This is a genomic window from Natrinema hispanicum, assembly GCF_004217335.1.
Classification (GTDB): Archaea; Halobacteriota; Halobacteria; order Halobacteriales; family Natrialbaceae; genus Natrinema; species Natrinema hispanicum.
On record NZ_SHMP01000004.1, the window covers coordinates 638,321 to 657,850 of the forward strand.

Genomic DNA, 19,530 nt, shown 5'->3' on the forward strand with positions numbered 1-19,530 from the left:
GTTCATTACTGTCATTCTTGACATGCCAATCAGTTCTGCGGTGGTCCTTGCAGCGGGGGAAGGGGCCAGACTTCGGCCGTTGACGAAACATCGGCCGAAGCCGATGCTTCCTGCAGCGACCAAACCTATACTCGAGCATGTCTTCGATGCGCTCGTCGACGCCGATATCACGGAGATTACCGTCGTTGTCGGCTACGGTCGCACGCACGTGCAGTCGCACTTCGGATCGACGTACCGCGGTGCGTCAATCGACTACGTCGTCCAAGACAAGCAACTCGGCAGTGGCCATGCGCTTCTGGAAGCCGAACCCAAGGTTTCGGGTCCACAGCTCGTACTCAACGGTGATCAGCTCGTCGAACAGAGGCTCATCGAGGACGTTCGTGAAGCCCATGATAACGACGCTATCGCAACGCTTGGACTCGTTCGAGACGGGGACATCGCTAACTACGGCGGCGTGATCCTCGAGGACGACGAGCACGTCTCGGAGATCGTCGAACGGCCCCATGACGACCGCAGTTACCACCTCAATGCAGGTGTCTATGTGTTCGAGTCTGAGATTTTCGAATATCTCCGTGGCCCGGAACCACAATTCAACGAGTACTCGCTCGTTGACGGTATTGCGAACGCAATCAACGCCGACGAAACCGTCCGCGGTGTCACATCCGACGGGTTCTGGTACGACGCGACGTATCCGTGGGACTTACTCGAAGTGACGGAGACACTTCTTGGGAATACAGACGGCGTCGAAAGTACGGTCTCAACCGATGCACAGATCCATGAGTCCGCGACGATCGTCGAACCGGTCGTGATTTCGACGGACTGCGTCATCGGCCCAGGGAGCGTCGTCGGCCCGAATGTCGCACTCGGCGAGAACGTGACGGTGGGAGCGAACGCAGTCGTCGAAAACAGTGTCGTCGATGCAGACACCCGTATCGGGGCAAACGCGACGCTCATCGATGGCGTGACCGGCCATGGCGTTCAGATCGGCGCTGGCTCGACCATGGTCGGTGGTCCCGGCGATGTCCGCGTTGGCGATCGAATCCACGAGAACGAGCGGCTGGGTGCTGTGCTCGCGGATCGTGTTCGTGATGGGGGCGGTGTGACCTACGCGCCGGGAACGGTCGTTGGCTCCGATGCTGTTATTACCGCCGGCACAGCCGTCAGCGGGACGGTCGACGATGAAGCGGAGGTGCAGTGACGATGTGTGGTATCGTCGGGTATGTTGGGACGTCCAACGGTGTCGACGCCGTCGATGTCGTCCTCGATGGCCTGTCAAGTCTCGAGTATCGCGGCTATGACTCTGCCGGCCTTGCTGTGCCAACACCGTCGGTGAGGGTTCACAAGACAGAGGGCGAGCTATCAGCACTCGAGAACACGGTTCCGAGAGACGAACTCGAGGGTGCATTGACTGGGATCGGCCATACGCGCTGGAGTACGCACGGTCCCCCATCCGATGTGAACGCACATCCTCATCGCGACGAAGCGGATCGCGTTGCCGTGGTTCACAATGGGATCATCGAGAACTACCAGCGACTTCGCGATGACCTCGTCGATGCCGGAATCACGTTCCAGAGTGAGACCGACACCGAAGTCGTCCCGCAGTTAATCGGTCGCTATCTCGACCGCGGCGCGGCTCCTGAGGAAGCGTTCCGACTGGCGATCGATCAACTCGAGGGTAGTTACGCGATTGCCGCCGTCTTCGATGGATCGGAGACTGTGTATGCGGCTCGACAAGACTCTCCGCTCGTCGTTGGCCTCGGCGAGACCGGAACGTATCTCGCGAGTGACGTCCCCGCGTTCGTTGAGCACACGGATCGCGTCTGTTATCTCGAGGATGGCGATTTCGTTCGGCTGACTGCCGACGATGCTGTCGTCACCGATGCGGAGGGCAACTCCGTCGACCGGCCGATAGAAACGGTTGCGTGGGATCCCGAAGACGCAGAAAAGAGTGGTTATGACCACTACATGCTCAAAGAAATCCACGAGCAGCCGAAAGCCCTGCGGCAGTGTCTTCGCGGTCGAATCGACGATCTCGATGGAGCGGTCGATCTCGAAGACCTTGCTGACCTCGACCACGAGGGGCCGGTACAGTTCGTCGCCTGCGGGACGTCGTATCACGCGGCGCTGTTCGGCGCTGAGCGACTCCGGGAAGCAGGGGTTCGGGCGCAGGCGTTTCTTGCCAGCGAGTACGCGAGCGATCGCGTCCCCATCGACGATGAGACCCTCGTCGTCGGCGTTACCCAGAGCGGCGAAACGGCTGATACATTACGCGCGCTTCGAGAGGCCGCCCGCGCCGGGGCGACGACGCTTGCAGTGACCAATACGGTCGCCAGTTCGGCTGCACGGGAGTGTGATCACACCCTCTATATCAGGGCTGGTCCCGAGATCGGCGTTGCCGCAACGAAGACCTTCGCAAGCCAGCAGTTGGCACTCGCCCTCTTGGCATTCACACTCGGCGACGGGCCGACTCGCGAAGAGCTCGAGGCACTCCGGGATATTCCTGGCCAGGTCAGGACCGTCCTCGAGACGACGGACGCACGGGCGATCGCCGAGGAGTACGTCGACGCCGACGCCTACTTCTTCATCGGCCGTGGGTACCAGTACCCGGTCGCACTCGAGGGCGCGCTGAAGATGAAAGAGATTACCTACCGACATGCAGAAGGGTTCGCGGCTGGCGAATTGAAACACGGTCCGCTCGCACTCGTGACCGAAGACACGCCAGTATTCGCGGTCGTCACCGGTGACGGCGAGACTGCCCGAAAGACCATCGGGAACGTCAAAGAAGTCGAAGCCCGCGATGCACCCGTTGTGGCGATCACTGACGGTGAGTCCGACGTGACACGGTATGCCGATCACGTCCTCGAGATTCCTGCCGTCGGCGATCTCGGTGGATCCGTGCTCGCGAACGTCCAGTTACAGTTGGTTGCCTACTGGGTTGCGAACCTACTTGGACGTTCGATTGATAAACCGCGTAATCTGGCCAAGAGCGTGACAGTCGAGTAACTCAGACGCGCTTCACCTTCTCGATCGATCACTGACTTGAATCGGCTTCATTTAAGTGCTCGCACTATCGCATCATCACCAGTGAGCCGAATCGACCTCGTCGTCGCAATCCTCGCCGGGATCGTTCAGGGAGTCGTTGAGTGGTTGCCCGTCTCGAGTCAGGGCAACCTTGCGCTGTTCCTGACGATCGCGGGAACCGACCCTGCGGTTGCGGTACAACTGGCGCTGTTCTTGCAGGTCGGTACGACACTCTCGGCGGCGGTCTACTACCGTGACGATATTACGACAGCCATTCGGGCAGTGCCCGGCTGGCGACCCGACAGCGCGTACGCCGGTGAGAACGCCATCGCGTCGTATGTCGTTGTTGCCACGCTGATGACCGGAGTTGTGGGGATCCCGCTGTACGTATATGCAGTCGATCTTGCAGGCCAACTCACTGGCGGCGTGTTCATCGCGGCCATCGGCGTTCTCCTAGTACTCACGGGGATCCTTCAACTCGCCTCAGAGTCAGTGTCGATGGGGATCCGCGACGCGCCGACGCTGCCGGACTCGGTTCTAGTCGGTGCCGTTCAGGGTATCGCAATCCTTCCAGGAATCTCACGGTCTGGTATCACGACGAGCGCACTGCTGTTTCGGAGCTACGATCCGCCGGCAGCGTTCCGGCTCTCCTTTCTGTTGTCGATCCCTGCCAGTCTCGGTGCAGCTGCTCTCACCATCACGGGTGCCGGTGGTCTTCCCGGTATCGAGCCAGTGCCTGCATTAGCGGCACTTGGAGTCAGTTCCTTCGTCGGCTATCTCACCATCGACGCCCTCATGCGGATCGTCGATCGCATCCCGTTCTGGGTCGTCTGTTTCGGCCTCGGTGGGTTCGCCATCGTCGGCGGAGGAGTTGTTTCGGTCGTCGTATGAGCAAGCGACGTTGCAGTCTACAGGCGGAGCAAGCCGAGTGCCTCAGGGCATGACCCCGAGGCGGTTCACACTATCGAGATCACGACGATGGTAATCCCGGTAATGCCAGCGAGGACACCGACCGCACGTGCTAGCTGCTCACCCCACGCAACTGTCCGTTCGAGCGAGAGCACCACTGCGATGAGCGCCATCCAGACGATGTTCATCGAACCTACAATCACTATAAACGCGAACAGAGCCCAACAGCACCCGACACAGAAAACGGCGAACTGCCAGCTCATCCGTACGGCACCACGAACTCCCGGTCGGTGGTGACTCATCAGGAAACCGAGCGGGGACCGACAATACCGCAGACACCGGTATTTGTACGGTGAGAGCTGATATCCCGACAGGAGTAGCAGTGTCCCACCTATCAGGGGCCCACCGTGAGCGTTCGCAAGGCTGGCAATTGGCACTAAAGTATTGACCACGAGCGGTACGACACCGGTTAGCGTCCAGACAAGCGCGTACGTTCCGATAAACGCACCAACTCGTGCTGCTTTCCCAGTAGTTGTCGTTCCCTCGAGCGTCTTGGAATACAGTCGGAAGAGAGGAACTGACGACGGGTACATCATAGCGATCATCATCACGCCCCACATGACCAGATAGAGACCGATACCTGTGATCCCGTTTGAGAGCGCCATCGCCTCTGGAACTCCAGGATCGGACATTTGCATCTGCATGGCCATCTCTCCACCAGGCATCGGGAGCCAGCGACCGACGACTGCCGCCCACGCGAGCAATGCGATTGTGTAGGTGACGAGCGCGACGATTGGAATGCGCCGGCGGGTAATTCGGTCCCGGAACGAGTCCTGTGTTCCCATGATTGATCGTCTGGACCGCTGTCCCACCACCGTCAGGAGTTCGCCAGTTCGAAGTCGCCGAGGTAGGCGTTGTTCCCCGAAACGTCCCACGTGAACTGGTCGTCATAGGAGACAGTGGCTGTCGTCGATTTCCCAGTTTGCACCTCGTGGCTCTCCGTCAGCGGGTGGGGCGAAATCGTGCCGACCTCCTCGTTGAACCCAACCGCACCGCCTGCGTCCATTTCGAGAACATCCCCAATCTCGACGGAGAACTCCGACCCGTCTCGAGAGAAACTGATTGGGACAGTCGCGACATCGGCAGACTTGACATGGGTGTCGGCGACGGGTGCCCAGATACCGCCGGCGCGACCGAAGTAGATGTCCTCGATGGCCTCGCGCTGATCGTCGTCGGCTGTCTCGTCGATGAGTAGTACAATGTCCCATTCCGTCTCGGGACCGAACATGACGCCCTCCTCAGTCGAGATGAGCATGCTGACGTCTAAGCCGTTCAAGTCGACGTCGCCGTAGCTTCCCTCTTCAATATGCCACGCCAGCGAGACGTTACACACATCGTCGTCTGGCGATTCCAGCCACACGCACTGGCATGCGACGTCACAGTTGCAGGCTTCGACGTAGTCTCCCTTGATCGTCCATTCTTGTGTCATGGGTAGACGCCCATGCTAATTGACAACGTATAGCTCGATAAAGCTATCTGGTGGAACATCTGACACCTGTAGACCGGCACGGTCGATGAAGATCGATTGCAATGGGAAGCACCCTCACAAACGGTCATAATCATCTCTGTCCCCCGCAAGATGACGTTGCGTGGCAATAGAGCGTAATTCTAGGAACAGGGGAAGAAAGGACTCGAGATCATTTCCCAACTCGAGTAGACACCCTAAAACAGGTGTCGTGAAGCAAAGCGGGCATCCCAGAAGCGTATTCGCGCTAGCAAGCACGATCGAAAACGGGTTGCTAAAGCCTCATAACCGGCTCCCGTCTATCGGTTTTGAATAATCGATAGCCCTCGCGCACTCGAGCAGTGAGCAGGAGTGCCCTCACTCATCGAGTGACTGCGGTCCCCAATACGGACAGCGTCTCGAGAAGCATCAAACAGGAGTTCAGAAGAGGATGTCCCTTTCATCTGATTTCCGTCGACTGAGGGGGTATGAGTCTGATAGACAGGTCGATTCCAATCCTGACTCGAGTACGAGAGTCCGATTTGTGCGAGCTACGATCTCAACAGCCATCCACTGCTCGAGCAATTCCCCGTCCTAGGTTCTCACTCGAGAGACCCCCACAGTAACACTTGCGGAGGGCAGAGCCGATTATGAGATATTTGAAGTTGAATGAAAAGACATCGCAGAAGGAGAACTACCCAGCCCAGTAAGCTACGGGAGATCCGGCGAGCGATCCCGAAGCCACTCTGCAGGATAGACAGCCGTCATGCCAGGTGTGTCGATCCGGAATTGTTGGGGTGGCGTGGTCTTTGCATACGTTTTTTCGACTCGAGGAGGCCCCTCGAGCGGGTCGTTGAGCGCAGAGAGTATTTTGTGGCCATCGGCCTGTTTCATGACGACCCAGATTGCAGCCTCGGGTTCGCAAGCAGCCATCTTATCGAAATCGGCGGGTACCGCACGTCGGATGTCGTGGTTAATACGTTCAACCTCGGCTGTGACGATGATCTCGCCATCACCATCCATGCCTGCAAGGTCGAGTCGATGTTGATCGTCGAGTTCGTAATACGGTACGACATCGGTGACGTCCGATTCGGGGTCTTCGGCGTACGCTTCTTCGAGATGCTGCCGGATGACTTCGACTCCAAGGACGTGTTCACTGGATTCATCGAGATCACCGACCCCATGGCCGTAATCGACGCCTTTGCGATAGCTCTCACCAATTGTAGATCGGCCTTCCGACGAGACGGTGTAGAGACGGTGTGGATGATCCGTGTCGTGTCTGAGGAGGTCTGCCTCGAGCAGTGGAGCGATTTCGTCGGTTTCGATCCCGACGTACTCCTGCAGTCTAATCATCGAGTCGTGGAGAAGATCGTACTCGAGCGGATCATACCGAAGCTGCTGTGCGTTGTACACCGTTTGTAAGAAGAGCAGTTGTCGGTCACTCCAGTCAGAGAGGTCTCGCTCTTCGGCTGTGAGCTTGAGATTGATATCGCAGACAGGGATATCGTCAGACTCGACGTCTGTAAGTGAACGACAGCACTCAATCGACCGTTCCATCCCTTCGATGGTCGGATCGTAGCGGTTCTCACAGGATCCACAACAGAGGGCGTGTATCGAGTCGTCGTAGCTCACGTACTCGGGGAGCCGCTTCGTGTGTGGCAATAGCGAGTCAACTCGGAGTGTCTCCTCTTCGGTTATGTCATCGTCACCCGATCCGTTCTCGGTGCCTGGGTGATCGCTCTCATATTTGAGTCCGGCTTCATTCCACGTCTCGAGTGCGGTGAGTTCGAATGCTGTGTTGAAGGCCTGATACTGCTCGTCGCCAAGTGGAGTCTCACTTGCGGGGTGTCCATCGGGAGCGGGTAGTGATCGTCCGAGAAACGGTCGTGGGGCAGGTGAGCCAAATGTGGCTGCAGGGCGGACGAGCCACTCGCCATGACGAATCGCTGCAAGCCGCCTGGCAACCTTTGTTGGTGGAACGTCGTCGGTCGCGAGCGCCTTCGCCAGGTCATCTTCGATGCTGACGTTGCCAACGACGAACGTTCCGATCTCGTTGAGCGCTTCTTCGTAGGTGTGATTCGACGGATCTGGAGAGTCGAGTTGCCCAGGGAATTGAACGCCGAGCATGAGGGAGAGGCCAAACGATCTCCCTTGTGAGAGGAGGGTATCGACCAGTTGCGTCGCGGCGATGTCTTTCGCTTCCTCGAGATAGAGGTTGACTCGTGGGGGCTGTTGGTGTGACGTTTTCTGGGCTGCTGAACGTGCTTTCAGTGCAATCCACAGATTTGAGAGCAAGACGAGTGTCAGTGCGCGTTTAATCCGCTCTTCCATTCCACCGAAATCGAAGATAATGACGGTATCGTTGTCGATGACGTCTGTGAAATCGAAGTGAGGGTCTGTTTCGTCACTCTCAGTGTTGTCTTCCTCTGTGGGGGCATGATGGACGTGATCGAACAGCGGTGCAAGTCGGTCATCGGTTGCGATTATCTCGACTCGAGCCACGGCGCCACCGAGAACCATGTTGAAGACGTCTCGATCGCGTTCGAGCAACCCAGCGAAATACTCGGTGAGTCGTTCATCCGAAGTCGGTGGCGGTGTTTGATCGCTCAGTGTACGCTGGAGCGCCCGGTAGAGTTCTTTGTGTGAAACGGCGTCGGTGCCGTGAATCGGATCGTACAACGCTCGAAGGTGATTGCGAATCGCCTTCGTCGATTCCGTCGCCCCATAATACTGTTCTTCACCCATCAGCCCCGCGAGGATCTCTTCGTAATGGCCTGCGATTCTCGAGCGTGCTTCTTCTCGTGAGAGCCCGGAATCGAGTAGCGGCCTGATATCGAAAATCGATAGCGCGGGAAGTATCTCGGTGAGGTCGAAGTAGCTGACGTCCTCGAGGCCATCGTGTGCTGTGTAGTGTGCTTGGAGGTACTCCTCGGCTGTTCCCCCTCCCTTGTAATCGAAGAGGATCTCGGGGCCGTCTGTGGCCTCGACGTTCGACAGCATTGCACCAATCGTGAGGACGGATTTCCCGGAGCCTGTATCGCCGATGATGAAGAGATGTCTATCCTGAAGTGTTGGTGGAAGGACGAACGGGTTTTGGTAGGGTTGGCGGTCATCGGTTAGTGGCATGCAGAGCGCCTGTCCGGGTCCCGTGTACTGTGCGAGATTATCCGGTGATGGCAGAGACAGGCCGGTTCGCTCGGATTGTCGAGCCCCGAGTGCTCGTTGACCAGATGGTGTGAGGCCAACGCCGTCGATTAGACAGAACCCTGGGAGTTCGTCCGGTGCGACGACGATTCCAGCGCTCTCGTGTGACTTCCATGGGAGACGGCTTTCGAGCGTTCCGTATGTTGGTTCGGGATAGGTTCGTCGACAGATGTCCTCGAAGAGTTGGCTTGCAGGCGTATGGCGGTCGGTATCGGTGATTAGGTGTCCGTGAATCGAATGAAAGGAACCACTGAGATGGCCGAACACGTTTGTGAGTCTTCGAGCGACTGTCTCAGCTTGTTGTGAGTTCGTGTCATCTGTGAGCGCCACTGCTCGAGCCGAAAGACAAAATGTCCGTCGAAGGTCACGCGTTTCGAGTTCGGTGAGACGGTCACGATATGGACGAGCGAGGTCCTCTGGCTCGAGTTTCTCTTCCGATTGAGGGAAGACGAAATTGAGGAGACGATCGGCTGGTGTGACGAGGGCGCGCTCGAGATCGTAGCGGTACCCTTCTGCATCGACCCGCTGATCGCCAAGCGGACTGCAGACCACCTGATACACGACGGGGACCGCTGAATCACAGAGCGTTTCGACGAGCGTCGCCAGTGGGATACGACGGGAGTTCGATTTGTGTTTCTCTGGCTGCGTCTTTCGAGAGTGGTCGGTGAGTTCCTCGAACGATGCGAGCGAGGTTTGCCAGTCCTGGCGGATTTTCGCTACGCCGCGATACTCGACGCCAGCGGCGTATGGCTGACTTGGGGTGTCAGCGGTGGCTGGTGTTGAACTGTCGTTGTCTGTGGAGGGGGTACGAGACGGCTTGAGTTGTCGTGGATGCCAGTCGACTTGTGTCAGTTCGTACGTATTTGGAAACGCCGTCCGAAGGATCGCCTCGAGTTCGTCAAGGAATGCATCGTGTGTTGTCCCGACAAGGTATCGAATGCTCGTATCCGGTTGGCCGTCAGCAACGAGCAGCCACTCTATGAGCGGTTGTTGGGTTCCCTTTCGGAGGGATAGTTGAGTACTCGAGTTTGAGAGGTTGTAGAGGCTCTCGTAGAGAATTGTCGTTGCCTGTGAGACAGCTGCATGGTTGAGTGGCTTTGTCGATGGCCGAATCTCGATATACGTTCGTGATTCGAGGGATGTGGGTGTGGACGTCGTGGGATCGACGTCTGTGATGTGTGATTGGGTACTCGAGTCGCAGGGACCGTCTCCGTCAGGGGTTGGATTCTGGTTTTTGGATGGTACAGTCGTCTCTCCAGTAGTCGGCGTGGTGTCTTTCTCTGTCGCCATTGGTTAGAAAGAGAGCTAGATGCAGCCAGCGCTCGGATACTGTATTCGAGAACGCTTCTGATACTGTGACTCTCAATACGCGGAGAATAGTTTCGACTCTTATAAACGGCTATTAGAGGTGAGTGAACTGTCTTTGTAGTCGATAGGCTGGAGGAGGAAAAGAAGCAGGTTGATGCTCGAGATGCTATAGTGTATCACTGAATATTGCTTCACGCTGCAGTGAGAGAGTACATTTCGTGTGCTTCACTGAGGTAGGGAAGCGAACCAGTTGGTTGGTATGAGAGTACATTTCGTGTGCTTCACTGAGGTAGGGAAGCGAACCAGTTGGTTGGTATGAGAGTACATTTCGTGTGCTTTCAGACAGGGAAGGAGACCAGTAGGTTGGGTGCTTGAGAGTACATTTCGTGTGCTTTCTCAAGAATTGAGAAATCATCGCGAAACAGTCATCCGTAATAGAATGGTATTTCGTGTGCTTTAGCTGAACATCTGCGAGATCTCTTCTCTCGTTTCGAGAACAATTGTTGGATCAAGGTCGAGTTCGTACTCGTAGTACTGCCCCCCGCTAAGCCCTTGATTTCGTTCATTTCTAATCAAGAATCCAAGCATATGGAGATCAGATAAGTGATCTTGGATGCTTTTCAGCGTAGTAAGAGGTGTTGCACCGTAAGCATCCGCAACCTGCTCATACCCATCTTGGATCGTCTTCGACCGTGCTGGGACCTCTTTACGCTTCTCGAGCTTCGCGATCGTTTCCAAGATATACTGAGCGTGTTCGGTCTGGTCACGAATCCTGTTTCTCAGTCTCCCACGCTGGACAAGTGTACGTGCATCTTCAATGTGATCATCGCAGACGATGTCGTCTCCTTGCTTCTCAGTCACCTCCGCACCAACACGGAGGAGATCGATTGCTTGCCGTGCATTTCCCATATCTTGAGCAGAAAGTGCGGCAGCTTTCGCGATTGCCGAATCGTCACAGGCACCGTCAATGAACGCTCTATCGGCACGGTGGTGAAGAATGGTTCTGAGTTCGCCAGCGTCGTACGAAGTGAACGAAATCTCTGTCTCCATGAGAGTATCCTTGACTTTCGAGGAGAGTGATTGACGGAATGTGTAGTTGTTGCTGATCCCGATAATCCCGACCAAAGCATCATCGATATAATTGTTTGATCGTGCTCGAGGAAGCTCATAGAGAAGTGTATTGACGTCATCCAAGTGATCAATTTCGTCAAAGACTATCAGATGCGTCCCGCCTAATCGATCGAGTTGTCGGTAGAGTTCGTCAAAGGCATCACCTGTTCCAAGACCACGCTTCGGAAATGGACTTGCATCCTCTGGAAGAAGGTTATTCACGAGACGACGGACAACCATGAACAGTGTCTTACCGTTACAATTGATATCATGAATATAGAGATCGTCCGCTTCATCTCGGTCTTCCACTTCTTCCTTTAGTTCATCCATCATGTACTTCGTAACTGCCGTCTTTCCGAGCCCCGCCTTCCCATACAGGAAGATATTCTCAGGTTCACGCCCAAAGAGGACATCTTGAAGTGCATGGCTGAATGCGTCTATCTCCTCGTCTCGCTCAAGGATTTCCTCTGGCTGGTAACTCTCATTGAGAACAGACTTGTCAGCGAAGATTGTGTCTGTTATATCACTAAACGGTCCAGACATTCCTTATCAGGAGTCTTATCTAGGATATATTAAAGCCTTGCTTCGTTTGTTTCGTTTGCTCTGGTTGGTGATGACGACACGCCGTTAGCGCTTCTCTGAACCGCCTCTCTCCGTACTCGTGAGAGAAAGCACACGAAATCTACTCTCACTCTTCTACAGCAGTTGATTGAATACACACATGTAATAATTGTCATCTGCCCAAGCATCAGCGGTATATACTCCTTCATGTTTTCGAACGCTCTCAACACGCAAAATGTGCTCCTCACACACTAGCCGACAGCCAAGCCGATAGGCCCCTACTCGAATTTTTTGGAACGGTGAATTGGTTAACGGTTCGAGAAAGTTCGCAGTCTTACGCCATTCTGAGTAGACAACGTTATGGAGTTTGGAGATGATCCGCTCTTGCGTTTCTGGATCCAGCTATGCAAATTCTTGGTGAAGTTTCGAAGCGGTGTAAGAATCAATGGATGCGGTGGTCAGAAGCGGGGTTAGAGTCGCTTCTCTGGTTGAATCTGATGCAGTATGCCGACCCCGAGCAGTTCGTGGCGTTCGCCGACGAACTGCTCGAGCGATCAGCCAAAACAGCCATCACAATGGAGGTGTCAGTTGACGCTACCAGAGGCGAACTCTAGACGAGTTTGGGACGGGACCAAATTCTTGTGAACGCTGTCTCCCCATACTCGCTCACGGCTAATGCCGTCGCTCTTTGAGGACGGGGGCTTAGCGCCCTCTCTTTCAGCTAACCGCGAGGCCTTTCCAGAATCCAGCACCCTCTGGGTGGTTTAGAACTACTACCTTCGATATTTTCGTAGCTTTCGCACCTAACACGCATTACGATGGACAGCATATCTCTCTCCAACGATGTCCATCGATCGAGAAACGTTCGAGAACGCGAGCGAGGACGAACTCGAGAAACTCTCTATCTTCTTGAGGCGAGAGAATCCCGTCGTTCACGACGGGCGTGAATCGCCGCACGGTGGATTTACGTATTCTGAAGCCGTATTGGGTGCTGACCGACGCAAAACAAGCCAGATAACTCCGAGTCAGCAGGGCAGAACCTTGACCCCCACTGCCGGATAGGAGTAACGGCGGCGTGGCCCCGCCAGCACCCCGTCGGTGTGCAAACGTAAGTTCCCAACGCAACGGGCCTCGACTCGTGGGAAGCCTCGCCGTTTACGGCGAGGAGGAGGTCACATCTGCTCGCCGCCGGAATTCGTCTTCGAGGACTGCGAGCATTTCGTCCAGGTGCTCCTCGGGGACGGTGGAAAACGCGCTCCGATACATGTCTTCGGTAGCAGCCAGTTGCTCGTTGAGTACATCCTCAGGATCATCAGCGTCCTCCGCTCGAGCGATCGCCTCATCCCATATCTCTTTTCTCGGCAACCGCTCGAACTCTGCGTCGACGAGCAACCCGGGATCGAAGTGGAACTCCCGCATTTGTTCGGTCACGTCCCAGTCGCCAGTTGTGCGGTAGGTATACCGCTTGCGGACGTGCCACCGTGCAGGCGTCGGCATTCCTCTCTCATCTGGCGATGTCGCGGGGAACGGTCCCGACGGGTGACGCTCGACCCGGAAACTAAACGACTCCTCGTCGATTGCCCACCAACTGCCTCGAGACTTGATCTTCTCGACTGTCAGTCCGTCCGGCAGCGGGACGTCGTTCCGTTCGAGAAACCAGATGATGTCGTCACGGTCGTCGAAGTCCGATATGGACTCGTCGTGATCGGGATCGAACTCGGCCATAACAGCCATTCATGTGCCTCAAAGAAGGAAGCACCGACGAACTCACGCCCCCTCGCCCCGTATCAGATGGGTGATGAAACATGGCACTGACGCAGAACGGGACAAGCGCATTACCGATGAGGTGATCGTCGACGCCTATGGTCCGGAGGAGCAGGCGCTCGGCTGGTATTATTATCTCGAAAGGAAGATGACTTTCCCAGTTGCGATGCGGTGCATCGAGGTGCAATCAGTTTCGCCGCTCGAGGAGGCCGAAGAGGTGCATGTGGTCGGTATGACCGATGAAGAGGACTGCATGTGCGAGATGTTCGTGCGAGTCGAGTGGATGGACCGAGAATTCGGTGTCCCGCTGATACAACTAGAAGTGGTTGATGCAGAGAGTGATACTCAGGAAGCAGTTGCAGATTGGCACTACTGGTTCGGAGATGGCGGTCGGCTGTGTTGAAAACGAAGATACCCAAAACCGCCGAGCACGGTCGGTTGTGCCAACCAGCGGAACTATAATTTCGTTCCCGTCCCAATCGTGTATACGGGATACCACGGCGATGACTGAATCATCCGATTCGAACTACAAGAACTCAATTGCGACAGTGGAATCGCTGCCTGCCGGGGGTCTCAGTATGTCCCAAATTGACGCACTCAGTGGATCAGATGCAGCCGAGGTCGCAGCGCCACTCGTTATCGACACCACCTCATCCAGTGTCACCCACTTTGATCTCGTCTTCGATGATACCCACCACTGTCTGGGATGGAATCCGACGGACAATCAGTGGGAACAAATTCTCGTTGTGGTCGATAACGAGGATGAACTCGTCCTCGAGTCGGCGGCCACCGTATACGAAGCGGACTCTAAAGAGGTGAAGATCGGACTCGAACAGAGCAGGAATCCCGAACTCAAAGACATTGCCGAGTTCATCTGGAGGTACGTCGAGTACACTTACCTAGAAACAGACGACCTGCATAATGTAATGGACGAGGCTCTGGAGGAACTATCGGTGGATGAGGAGTGATCCGCTGTGACGGTTACCGTTCTTCGTCTGCGAACAGCTCTTCTTCAAACTCCGAGAACGGACTTGGATCGAGGTCCGGGAGCGTCCAATCTGCCGGAAGATCCTCGGTGACCCCTGTCTCATGAGCAAGCTGGCGAATCCGTTGTTTCACGTCCGGATCCAACGTGAATGTGTAGTCGATCTCCTCTTCCCACTCCCAGTACATCGGAACATGGGGGTTCAGGAAGTCCCGCTCTAGGTCTGCAACCGCTCCGAAGTAGTACCGTGCTGCACCAACCTCAAACGTCATTCGTTCGATAGTTCCGGTAAGAGTCTCGGACGTCACCAATTCTTCGAAAACATCAATTGCCGTGTGCTGGTCAGCATAGAACGCCGTTTTGAGCGTGATACTCGTCCACTTGTGCTCTGTGTCGGCCAGTGCGCGTAACTGGTCACCCACTGAATGGGCAGGATGACCGATCCCCCACCCGTAGGTGTACGATTCTTCGAACGCTACCGCAAATTCGTCCACGTACTCAGGAATCTCACCCAGGTACGCGAGTGCCTCCGCCGGGACCGAATCGAGTCCCTCGGAGAGGCGGGTCCGGACGAGAGAGCGCCCCACTGCGTTCGCAATCACGTGTGCAACCTCAGGAAGCCTGTCTTGTTCTCGCGGGTTATACGCGTCTACGAACTCAACGAGCACGTCCCAGCCGTTCGCTTGCGCTGCCGTATCCAGCCCCTCGGCAAGTGGCTCGTAGTATGCAAACAATATGTCGTGATGAGCATCGTCAGACCGTGATTCAGTCTGTATCGATGTTTTCGTCAGTGCCGTCTCGTACTCCGCGATTGCGCGATAGAGGGTCGACAGGTCGCCTTCTTTGGCTTCCTCGATGATGTCCGGGAGGTCACCCACGAGTGCTGGATATTCGGTCTCGACAGCCACTGAATCAGGAGCCGAATCAGCTGGTGACGATGAGTCAACTGGTGTATCGTCGGCGGGTTCGGGCGAACACTCATGGAGCCTGAAACGCGAGAGAGTCTCGAACGACGCACCACAGTGGTCACATTCGTAGCTCATTGGTGGCTGTATGGCAACCTGGGAAGTAAGATTTTCCTGGTAGTGATTCGCTCGAGGTTCGATCGCGACGGCAGGTGAGAGAGCAAGGTCGCTGTAGGCTCTGGCATCGTCTTCGACGGAGTCACCAGCCATCGTCGCCTGTGCGAGAGTCTGCTGGTCGCGACTGGAGGGAGTCGCCCACTGACGGAGGTCGTGATAGCGATAGGCCTGCGATCGATACTCGTCGACGCGGTCATCCCACTCGGCGTAGGGAACACTGTCGGGGGCATCCTCGAGTAGCGGTGTTCCATCATCGAACGTCAGGCGCATGCAACTACAATCGTCTACGGTCGACGCCGTACTTGGGTTTGCTGGCTATCGCTCGCCTGTGTTCTAGACCATCAGTCATGCTGTGGGGGTGTTCACCAGCGTAATTAAATTGGACGTGTTCGGTACTCATGTATCTCGACAGTGAAGAGCGAGATGCGGTTCGGAGACCAGATGAGTAAGTTCCTACATGAGGGAGCACAAAGGGGACGTATGACAATCTACAGGTTCAGAGTCCTGCTGTTGCCGAACCCACCACTGGAGTTTGAGCCCGAGACCGAAGTCTACCGCGAGATCGAGATTGGCGGGTCCAGCACCCTGGCGGATCTTCACGAGGCCATTTTCGACGCGTTCGACCGCTACGATAGCCACGCCTACGAGTTTCTCACACGTGATGAACACGGGATCGCCACTCGGAGCTACGTCCATCCACAGTTGTACAGTGGGGGTGAGAGCTGGCAACCGATGGATGACGATGAGATCGACCGGTTTCTCGAGCACGCGATCCCCGACAGCGAGCCCGAGGAAGCCAGAGAGCGATTCCGGGAACTCCGGAAACACCCACCAGAAGAAGGCAACGCTGCTGAAACCACGATCGACGAACTCGAGCTCAATCAGTCACAGACGCTGTTCTACGAGTTTGACCTTGGTGACGGCTGGGAACACCACATCAAAATCGAAGAGATCCGGGAGGGATCGCCCGATGACGATCCAGCCGTCGTCGAGAAACAGGGTGAGGCACCGCCGCAGTATCCCGGGCGAGATCGGTGACGATGTCACGCAATGTCGCCCCAACGACGAGTGCGATCGACGAGACACGTTTCCAAGAGCAAATCCCATCCCCGCATCAGAAGCATGAGTGACGAGCGATGGCCACCCGTCACAGAAGCAACGGTCAGAGACCTCGCCAGGTCAAGCTCCTACAATCGCGGCCAGTCCTACTATGAGCGCGGCGCAGTCGGTGAGGTAGTTCGCCGCGGGGAGACAGTCCGTGCCGACGTCGAGGGAAGCCAGTACCAGCCTTACACGGTCACGATTGAGTTCGACGATGCCGGCGTTGCGCACACAGAGTGTACCTGTCCCTACGACCTCGGCGGCATCTGCAAACACCGTGTGGCGGTCATGCTGACGTGTCTTCGCGATCCCGAGCGTGTCGACGACAGGCCACCTGTCTCGGAGTTGATCGAGGGAACGAGTCGTGAACGCCTCGAGGAATTGCTCGTCGAGCTCGCCGAAAACCGTCCGGAGATTGCCGAGTGGATCGAATCCCGTCTCACGCCTGTGGATACGACCACTTCCGACACCGCTGTGTCGGTGAATATCGAGTCCATCCGCAAACGGACGAAACACGCATTGCCAAAGCCTGGTCAGCGAGGACACAGCGACGCCTATGCAGAGGCGGAGCGGATGGCGTCGGAACTGGACGACTTGATCGAGCAGGCACAGCAGGCACTGGACGCTGGTGATGGTGAGACAGCGGTGGAGATTCTCGAGGCAGTCACGGAGGTGCTCGCGACCAACCGCTGGTATGGATTGCTCCCATACGACGTCACCGAACTCTACGAGACGTTGGGACTGCTTGGCGAGACGTTCGCAGAAGCGATGTTGATAGCCGAGTTGAGTGAGAGCGAGCGTGAACAGTGGGAACAGCGTCTCTCCGAGTGGGACGAGGAGATACGACGCTTTACCGGTAGACCGACGCTTGCTGTCGCCGCTGACGCAGCACGGGAAGGGTGGGATGACGACCGGCTCCAGCAAACTCTCGACGGCTCTCTCACTGACGGGAAACTCGAGGTCGACGAACCGAAGTTCGTCGCTGGTCTCACCACAGTACGTCTCTCCGCTCTCGAACGGCAGGGGCGTACTGACGAGTATCTCAATCTGTCCAGGGCAGCAGGCAAGACCCAGCTATATGCCGAGATGCTGGCACGGGAGGGCGAGATACAGGCAGCTGTCGACTGTGCAACCGAGAACCTCTCGACGCCACAGTCGCTGCTGGAGATTGCACAGACACTGCGTGATACTGGCAACCTGATTGCTGCACTAGACGTTGCCGAACACGGACTGACCGTCGATGGCTTCCGGAAAGCTAGGCTGGCAGAATGGCTCCGGGACCGGGCCGCAAGTCTGGGCAAGGAGGACCTCGCGCTTCGGGCTGCGATCGTTGCCTTCGAAGAGAGTCCATCGCCGAGTACGTACCAGGCCGTGGAAGAACTTGCAGACGACGAATGGGATTCCGTTCGAAGTGAACTTCTGGAGTCACTCCGGGAGCAAACTCCAGCGTCGGGACACGCAGCCGAAGTGTTCCTCGAGGAAGGCCTGTACGACGAAGCCGTTGGAGTTGCTGATCGCTCCGGCAGCTCCCGCGTGGTCAAAACCGTCGTCGAGGCGGTCACGGTGCACCGCCCCCAGTGGGTGATCCGGACGTGTAAATCGAACGCTGAGCCGATCGTCGAGCAGGGGAAACACGACAGCTACGAGACAGCTGTCCGCTGGCTCAGATACGCGGGCGAAGCTGCCCGGGAAGCCAACAAACTCGACGAGTGGCGCGAGTACGTCGAGACGATGCGTGACGAACACTACCAGAAGTACAAGCTGCGACCGATGCTGGACGACCTGCTGGAAGAGTTTCGTTCTCCGGTCGATAGCGAGGTGAGTTCGGATGGCTGAAATGGGATTGACACCGACAGATCGATGGCATCTGCTCGGCCGACATGACTGTCATCACCTCGACTCGACAGAGATTATCGAAACGAGAACCTTCGACGAATTGGCCTTGACACATCCGGAGTGGGGAACCCTCGGTGTTCCGAGCGACGTTGGTGGTCCAGACGCGAGGTGGTGTAGCCACTGCAAGGGCACGATCGAGGACATGCGATCCAGACGGTACGACGTTATCGTCTTCCTGAAGCGACAAGTACCGTATCGTGACGTCTCGTGGACGACGGTCGACTCGAACGACGATTGTGCCTGGTGTGGCAAAGCCAGCAGTGCGACGCAGTACAACGACGACCTCGACGAAAGGGTCTGTCCAGCCTGTGCCCGGAAGTACAACAGTCCCAGCATCGAGGTACGCACCCCGCCAGAAACAGACCGCCGGCAGGAAACGCCGAACAGTGAAGTCGACCCGATCCGGTGTACGTACTCCTCGGGCGAGGCAGAGTCATCGGACCGCGAACAGGCGCGTCAGCGCGCTGCCGAGGAAGGACGGCCATACGTCGAAGTAAAGGTGAAACAGAAATACGCCGACGTTGTCTGCGATATTGGGGGAACTGGCCATCGATTCACTCCGACAGCGATCGGGGAGATCGAGGCTCTCCAGGCCGAACAACGAGAGAAAGCCGACGCTGACCAGAATCACAAATCACACGTCGGGGCTGATATCCATCCAGCCGGGACACACGTGCAGACGAGGTCGCTGTTGCCTGACGAGGCGAAACGGCACTCAGCCGACCTCGCCGAGATCGCTGCCGATCCAGAGAACTGGCAGTGAACTCACTGTCCTTTATCCTCTGTCGTCTCGTCGGTGTCGGGATCGTACCGGCGAAGCTGGTTGGTTGTCGGTTCGAATCCCGCTGCACGGAGTGCCTCAACCCACGAACCGAACCGCCGTTTGTATGGCGACGGTGAATACCGACCGAGTTCGGTCATCTGGCTGACCGTCGGCGGACGGTCGACGACGTCACCGAGTCGCTGCAGTTCGGTAATCAACTCTTCTCGAGAAAAGAGATCCTCCGTCGTTCCGGTAATCGGTGTGCAGATTTGGATCCAGAGATGCCAGGCAAATGGTGTGATCACTGCCTTCCTGATCCAAC

15 protein-coding genes and 1 pseudogene are annotated in these 19,530 nt (G+C 56.6%); 9 read left to right on the top strand and 7 right to left on the bottom strand.

The genetic code is table 11. The annotated features are described in order from the left end of the window. Positions 1-22 precede the first annotated feature (22 nt). The 3 genes from BDK88_RS10050 to BDK88_RS10060 all read left to right on the top strand — a co-directional run bounded on the left by BDK88_RS10050 (position 23) and on the right by BDK88_RS10060 (position 3,912). Positions 23-1,198 carry a sugar phosphate nucleotidyltransferase gene (locus tag BDK88_RS10050; protein ID WP_130500296.1) on the top strand — a complete coding sequence of 392 codons (1,176 nt, stop codon included), beginning with the start codon at positions 23-25 and terminating at the stop codon, positions 1,196-1,198. Between the two features lie 2 nt (positions 1,199-1,200). Then, positions 1,201-3,003 carry a glutamine--fructose-6-phosphate transaminase (isomerizing) gene (gene glmS, locus BDK88_RS10055; protein WP_130500297.1) on the top strand — a complete coding sequence of 601 codons (1,803 nt, stop codon included), beginning with the start codon at positions 1,201-1,203 and terminating at the stop codon, positions 3,001-3,003. An 81-nt stretch (positions 3,004-3,084) separates the two neighbouring features. After that, positions 3,085-3,912 (top strand): undecaprenyl-diphosphate phosphatase, encoded by an 828-nt coding sequence (locus BDK88_RS10060; RefSeq protein ID WP_092934689.1) that lies wholly within the window; start codon positions 3,085-3,087, stop codon positions 3,910-3,912. A 65-nt stretch (positions 3,913-3,977) separates the two neighbouring features. Here the strand turns inward: BDK88_RS10060 and BDK88_RS10065 are convergent, their stop codons facing one another. From BDK88_RS10065 to BDK88_RS10080, 4 genes are all read right to left on the bottom strand, one after another. Then, complete coding sequence (locus tag BDK88_RS10065; RefSeq protein ID WP_092934687.1) at positions 3,978-4,775, bottom strand: DUF2182 domain-containing protein; 798 nt, start codon at positions 4,773-4,775, stop codon at positions 3,978-3,980. Positions 4,776-4,807: 32 nt separating this feature from the next. Further along, entirely contained in the window at positions 4,808-5,419 is a 612-nt protein-coding gene (locus tag BDK88_RS10070) for a DUF1326 domain-containing protein (RefSeq protein ID WP_130500298.1), read from the bottom strand. Positions 5,420-6,145: 726 nt separating this feature from the next. Beyond that, on the bottom strand, positions 6,146-9,928 hold the full coding sequence (locus tag BDK88_RS10075; RefSeq protein ID WP_130500299.1) for an ATP-binding protein: 3,783 nt from the start codon (positions 9,926-9,928) through the stop codon (positions 6,146-6,148). 474 nt (positions 9,929-10,402) lie between these two features. Further along, positions 10,403-11,599, bottom strand: a complete 1,197-nt coding sequence (locus BDK88_RS10080; RefSeq protein WP_130500300.1) for an orc1/cdc6 family replication initiation protein — start codon at positions 11,597-11,599, stop codon at positions 10,403-10,405. 431 nt (positions 11,600-12,030) lie between these two features. Between BDK88_RS10080 and BDK88_RS10090 the strand changes: the two are divergent. Further along, positions 12,031-12,231: pseudogene (locus tag BDK88_RS10090) on the top strand (ISH6 family transposase); the annotation flags it as partial. Between the two features lie 541 nt (positions 12,232-12,772). On the opposite strand, the gene BDK88_RS10095 reads toward BDK88_RS10090, so the two are convergent. Beyond that, entirely contained in the window at positions 12,773-13,351 is a 579-nt protein-coding gene (locus tag BDK88_RS10095; RefSeq protein WP_242611640.1) for a hypothetical protein, read from the bottom strand. A 64-nt stretch (positions 13,352-13,415) separates the two neighbouring features. Between BDK88_RS10095 and BDK88_RS10100 the strand changes: the two genes are divergently transcribed. Next, positions 13,416-13,784: a calcium-binding protein gene (locus tag BDK88_RS10100; protein ID WP_130500301.1), complete on the top strand. Its 369-nt coding sequence runs from the start codon at positions 13,416-13,418 to the stop codon at positions 13,782-13,784. A 175-nt stretch (positions 13,785-13,959) separates the two neighbouring features. Beyond that, on the top strand, positions 13,960-14,349 hold the full coding sequence (locus BDK88_RS10105) for a hypothetical protein (RefSeq protein WP_130500302.1): 390 nt from the start codon (positions 13,960-13,962) through the stop codon (positions 14,347-14,349). A gap of 13 nt (positions 14,350-14,362) precedes the next feature. On the opposite strand, the gene BDK88_RS21745 is transcribed toward BDK88_RS10105, so the two are convergent. Then, complete coding sequence (locus BDK88_RS21745; protein WP_242611641.1) at positions 14,363-15,718, bottom strand: hypothetical protein; 1,356 nt, start codon at positions 15,716-15,718, stop codon at positions 14,363-14,365. A gap of 210 nt (positions 15,719-15,928) precedes the next feature. On the opposite strand from BDK88_RS21745, the gene BDK88_RS10115 reads away from it, so the two are divergent. The 3 genes from BDK88_RS10115 to BDK88_RS10125 all read left to right on the top strand — a co-directional run bounded on the left by BDK88_RS10115 (position 15,929) and on the right by BDK88_RS10125 (position 19,208). After that, complete coding sequence (locus BDK88_RS10115; protein WP_130500303.1) at positions 15,929-16,486, top strand: IS1096 element passenger TnpR family protein; 558 nt, start codon at positions 15,929-15,931, stop codon at positions 16,484-16,486. Between the two features lie 84 nt (positions 16,487-16,570). Further along, complete coding sequence (locus BDK88_RS10120; protein WP_130500304.1) at positions 16,571-18,385, top strand: SWIM zinc finger family protein; 1,815 nt, start codon at positions 16,571-16,573, stop codon at positions 18,383-18,385. Next, positions 18,378-19,208, top strand: coding sequence for a hypothetical protein (locus BDK88_RS10125; protein WP_130500305.1), 831 nt, complete (start codon positions 18,378-18,380; stop codon positions 19,206-19,208). The genes BDK88_RS10120 and BDK88_RS10125 overlap by 8 nt, the downstream gene beginning before the upstream one ends. Positions 19,209-19,210: 2 nt before the next feature. On the opposite strand, the gene BDK88_RS10130 is transcribed toward BDK88_RS10125, so the two are convergent. After that, the gene (locus tag BDK88_RS10130) at positions 19,211-19,513 is read right to left on the bottom strand and encodes a homing endonuclease associated repeat-containing protein (protein WP_130500306.1); all 303 of its coding nucleotides are present in this window, start codon (positions 19,511-19,513) and stop codon (positions 19,211-19,213) included. Positions 19,514-19,530 lie beyond the last annotated feature (17 nt).

Excerpts from the sequence above, each read along its gene's own strand:
- BDK88_RS10050 (WP_130500296.1), top strand. The coding sequence starts at position 23 with ATGCCAATCAGTTCTGCGGTGGTCCTTGCAGCGGGGGAAGGGGCCAGA.
- glmS (WP_130500297.1), top strand. The coding sequence starts at position 1,201 with ATGTGTGGTATCGTCGGGTATGTTGGGACGTCCAACGGTGTCGACGCC.
- BDK88_RS10065 (WP_092934687.1), bottom strand. The coding sequence starts at position 4,775 with ATGGGAACACAGGACTCGTTCCGGGACCGAATTACCCGCCGGCGCATT.
- BDK88_RS10070 (WP_130500298.1), bottom strand. The coding sequence starts at position 5,419 with ATGACACAAGAATGGACGATCAAGGGAGACTACGTCGAAGCCTGCAAC.
- BDK88_RS10075 (WP_130500299.1), bottom strand. The coding sequence starts at position 9,928 with ATGGCGACAGAGAAAGACACCACGCCGACTACTGGAGAGACGACTGTA.
- BDK88_RS10080 (WP_130500300.1), bottom strand. The coding sequence starts at position 11,599 with ATGTCTGGACCGTTTAGTGATATAACAGACACAATCTTCGCTGACAAG.
- BDK88_RS10095 (WP_242611640.1), bottom strand. The coding sequence starts at position 13,351 with ATGGCTGTTATGGCCGAGTTCGATCCCGATCACGACGAGTCCATATCG.
- BDK88_RS10100 (WP_130500301.1), top strand. The coding sequence starts at position 13,416 with ATGAAACATGGCACTGACGCAGAACGGGACAAGCGCATTACCGATGAG.
- BDK88_RS10105 (WP_130500302.1), top strand. The coding sequence starts at position 13,960 with ATGTCCCAAATTGACGCACTCAGTGGATCAGATGCAGCCGAGGTCGCA.
- BDK88_RS21745 (WP_242611641.1), bottom strand. The coding sequence starts at position 15,718 with ATGCGCCTGACGTTCGATGATGGAACACCGCTACTCGAGGATGCCCCC.
- BDK88_RS10115 (WP_130500303.1), top strand. The coding sequence starts at position 15,929 with ATGACAATCTACAGGTTCAGAGTCCTGCTGTTGCCGAACCCACCACTG.
- BDK88_RS10120 (WP_130500304.1), top strand. The coding sequence starts at position 16,571 with ATGAGTGACGAGCGATGGCCACCCGTCACAGAAGCAACGGTCAGAGAC.
- BDK88_RS10125 (WP_130500305.1), top strand. The coding sequence starts at position 18,378 with ATGGCTGAAATGGGATTGACACCGACAGATCGATGGCATCTGCTCGGC.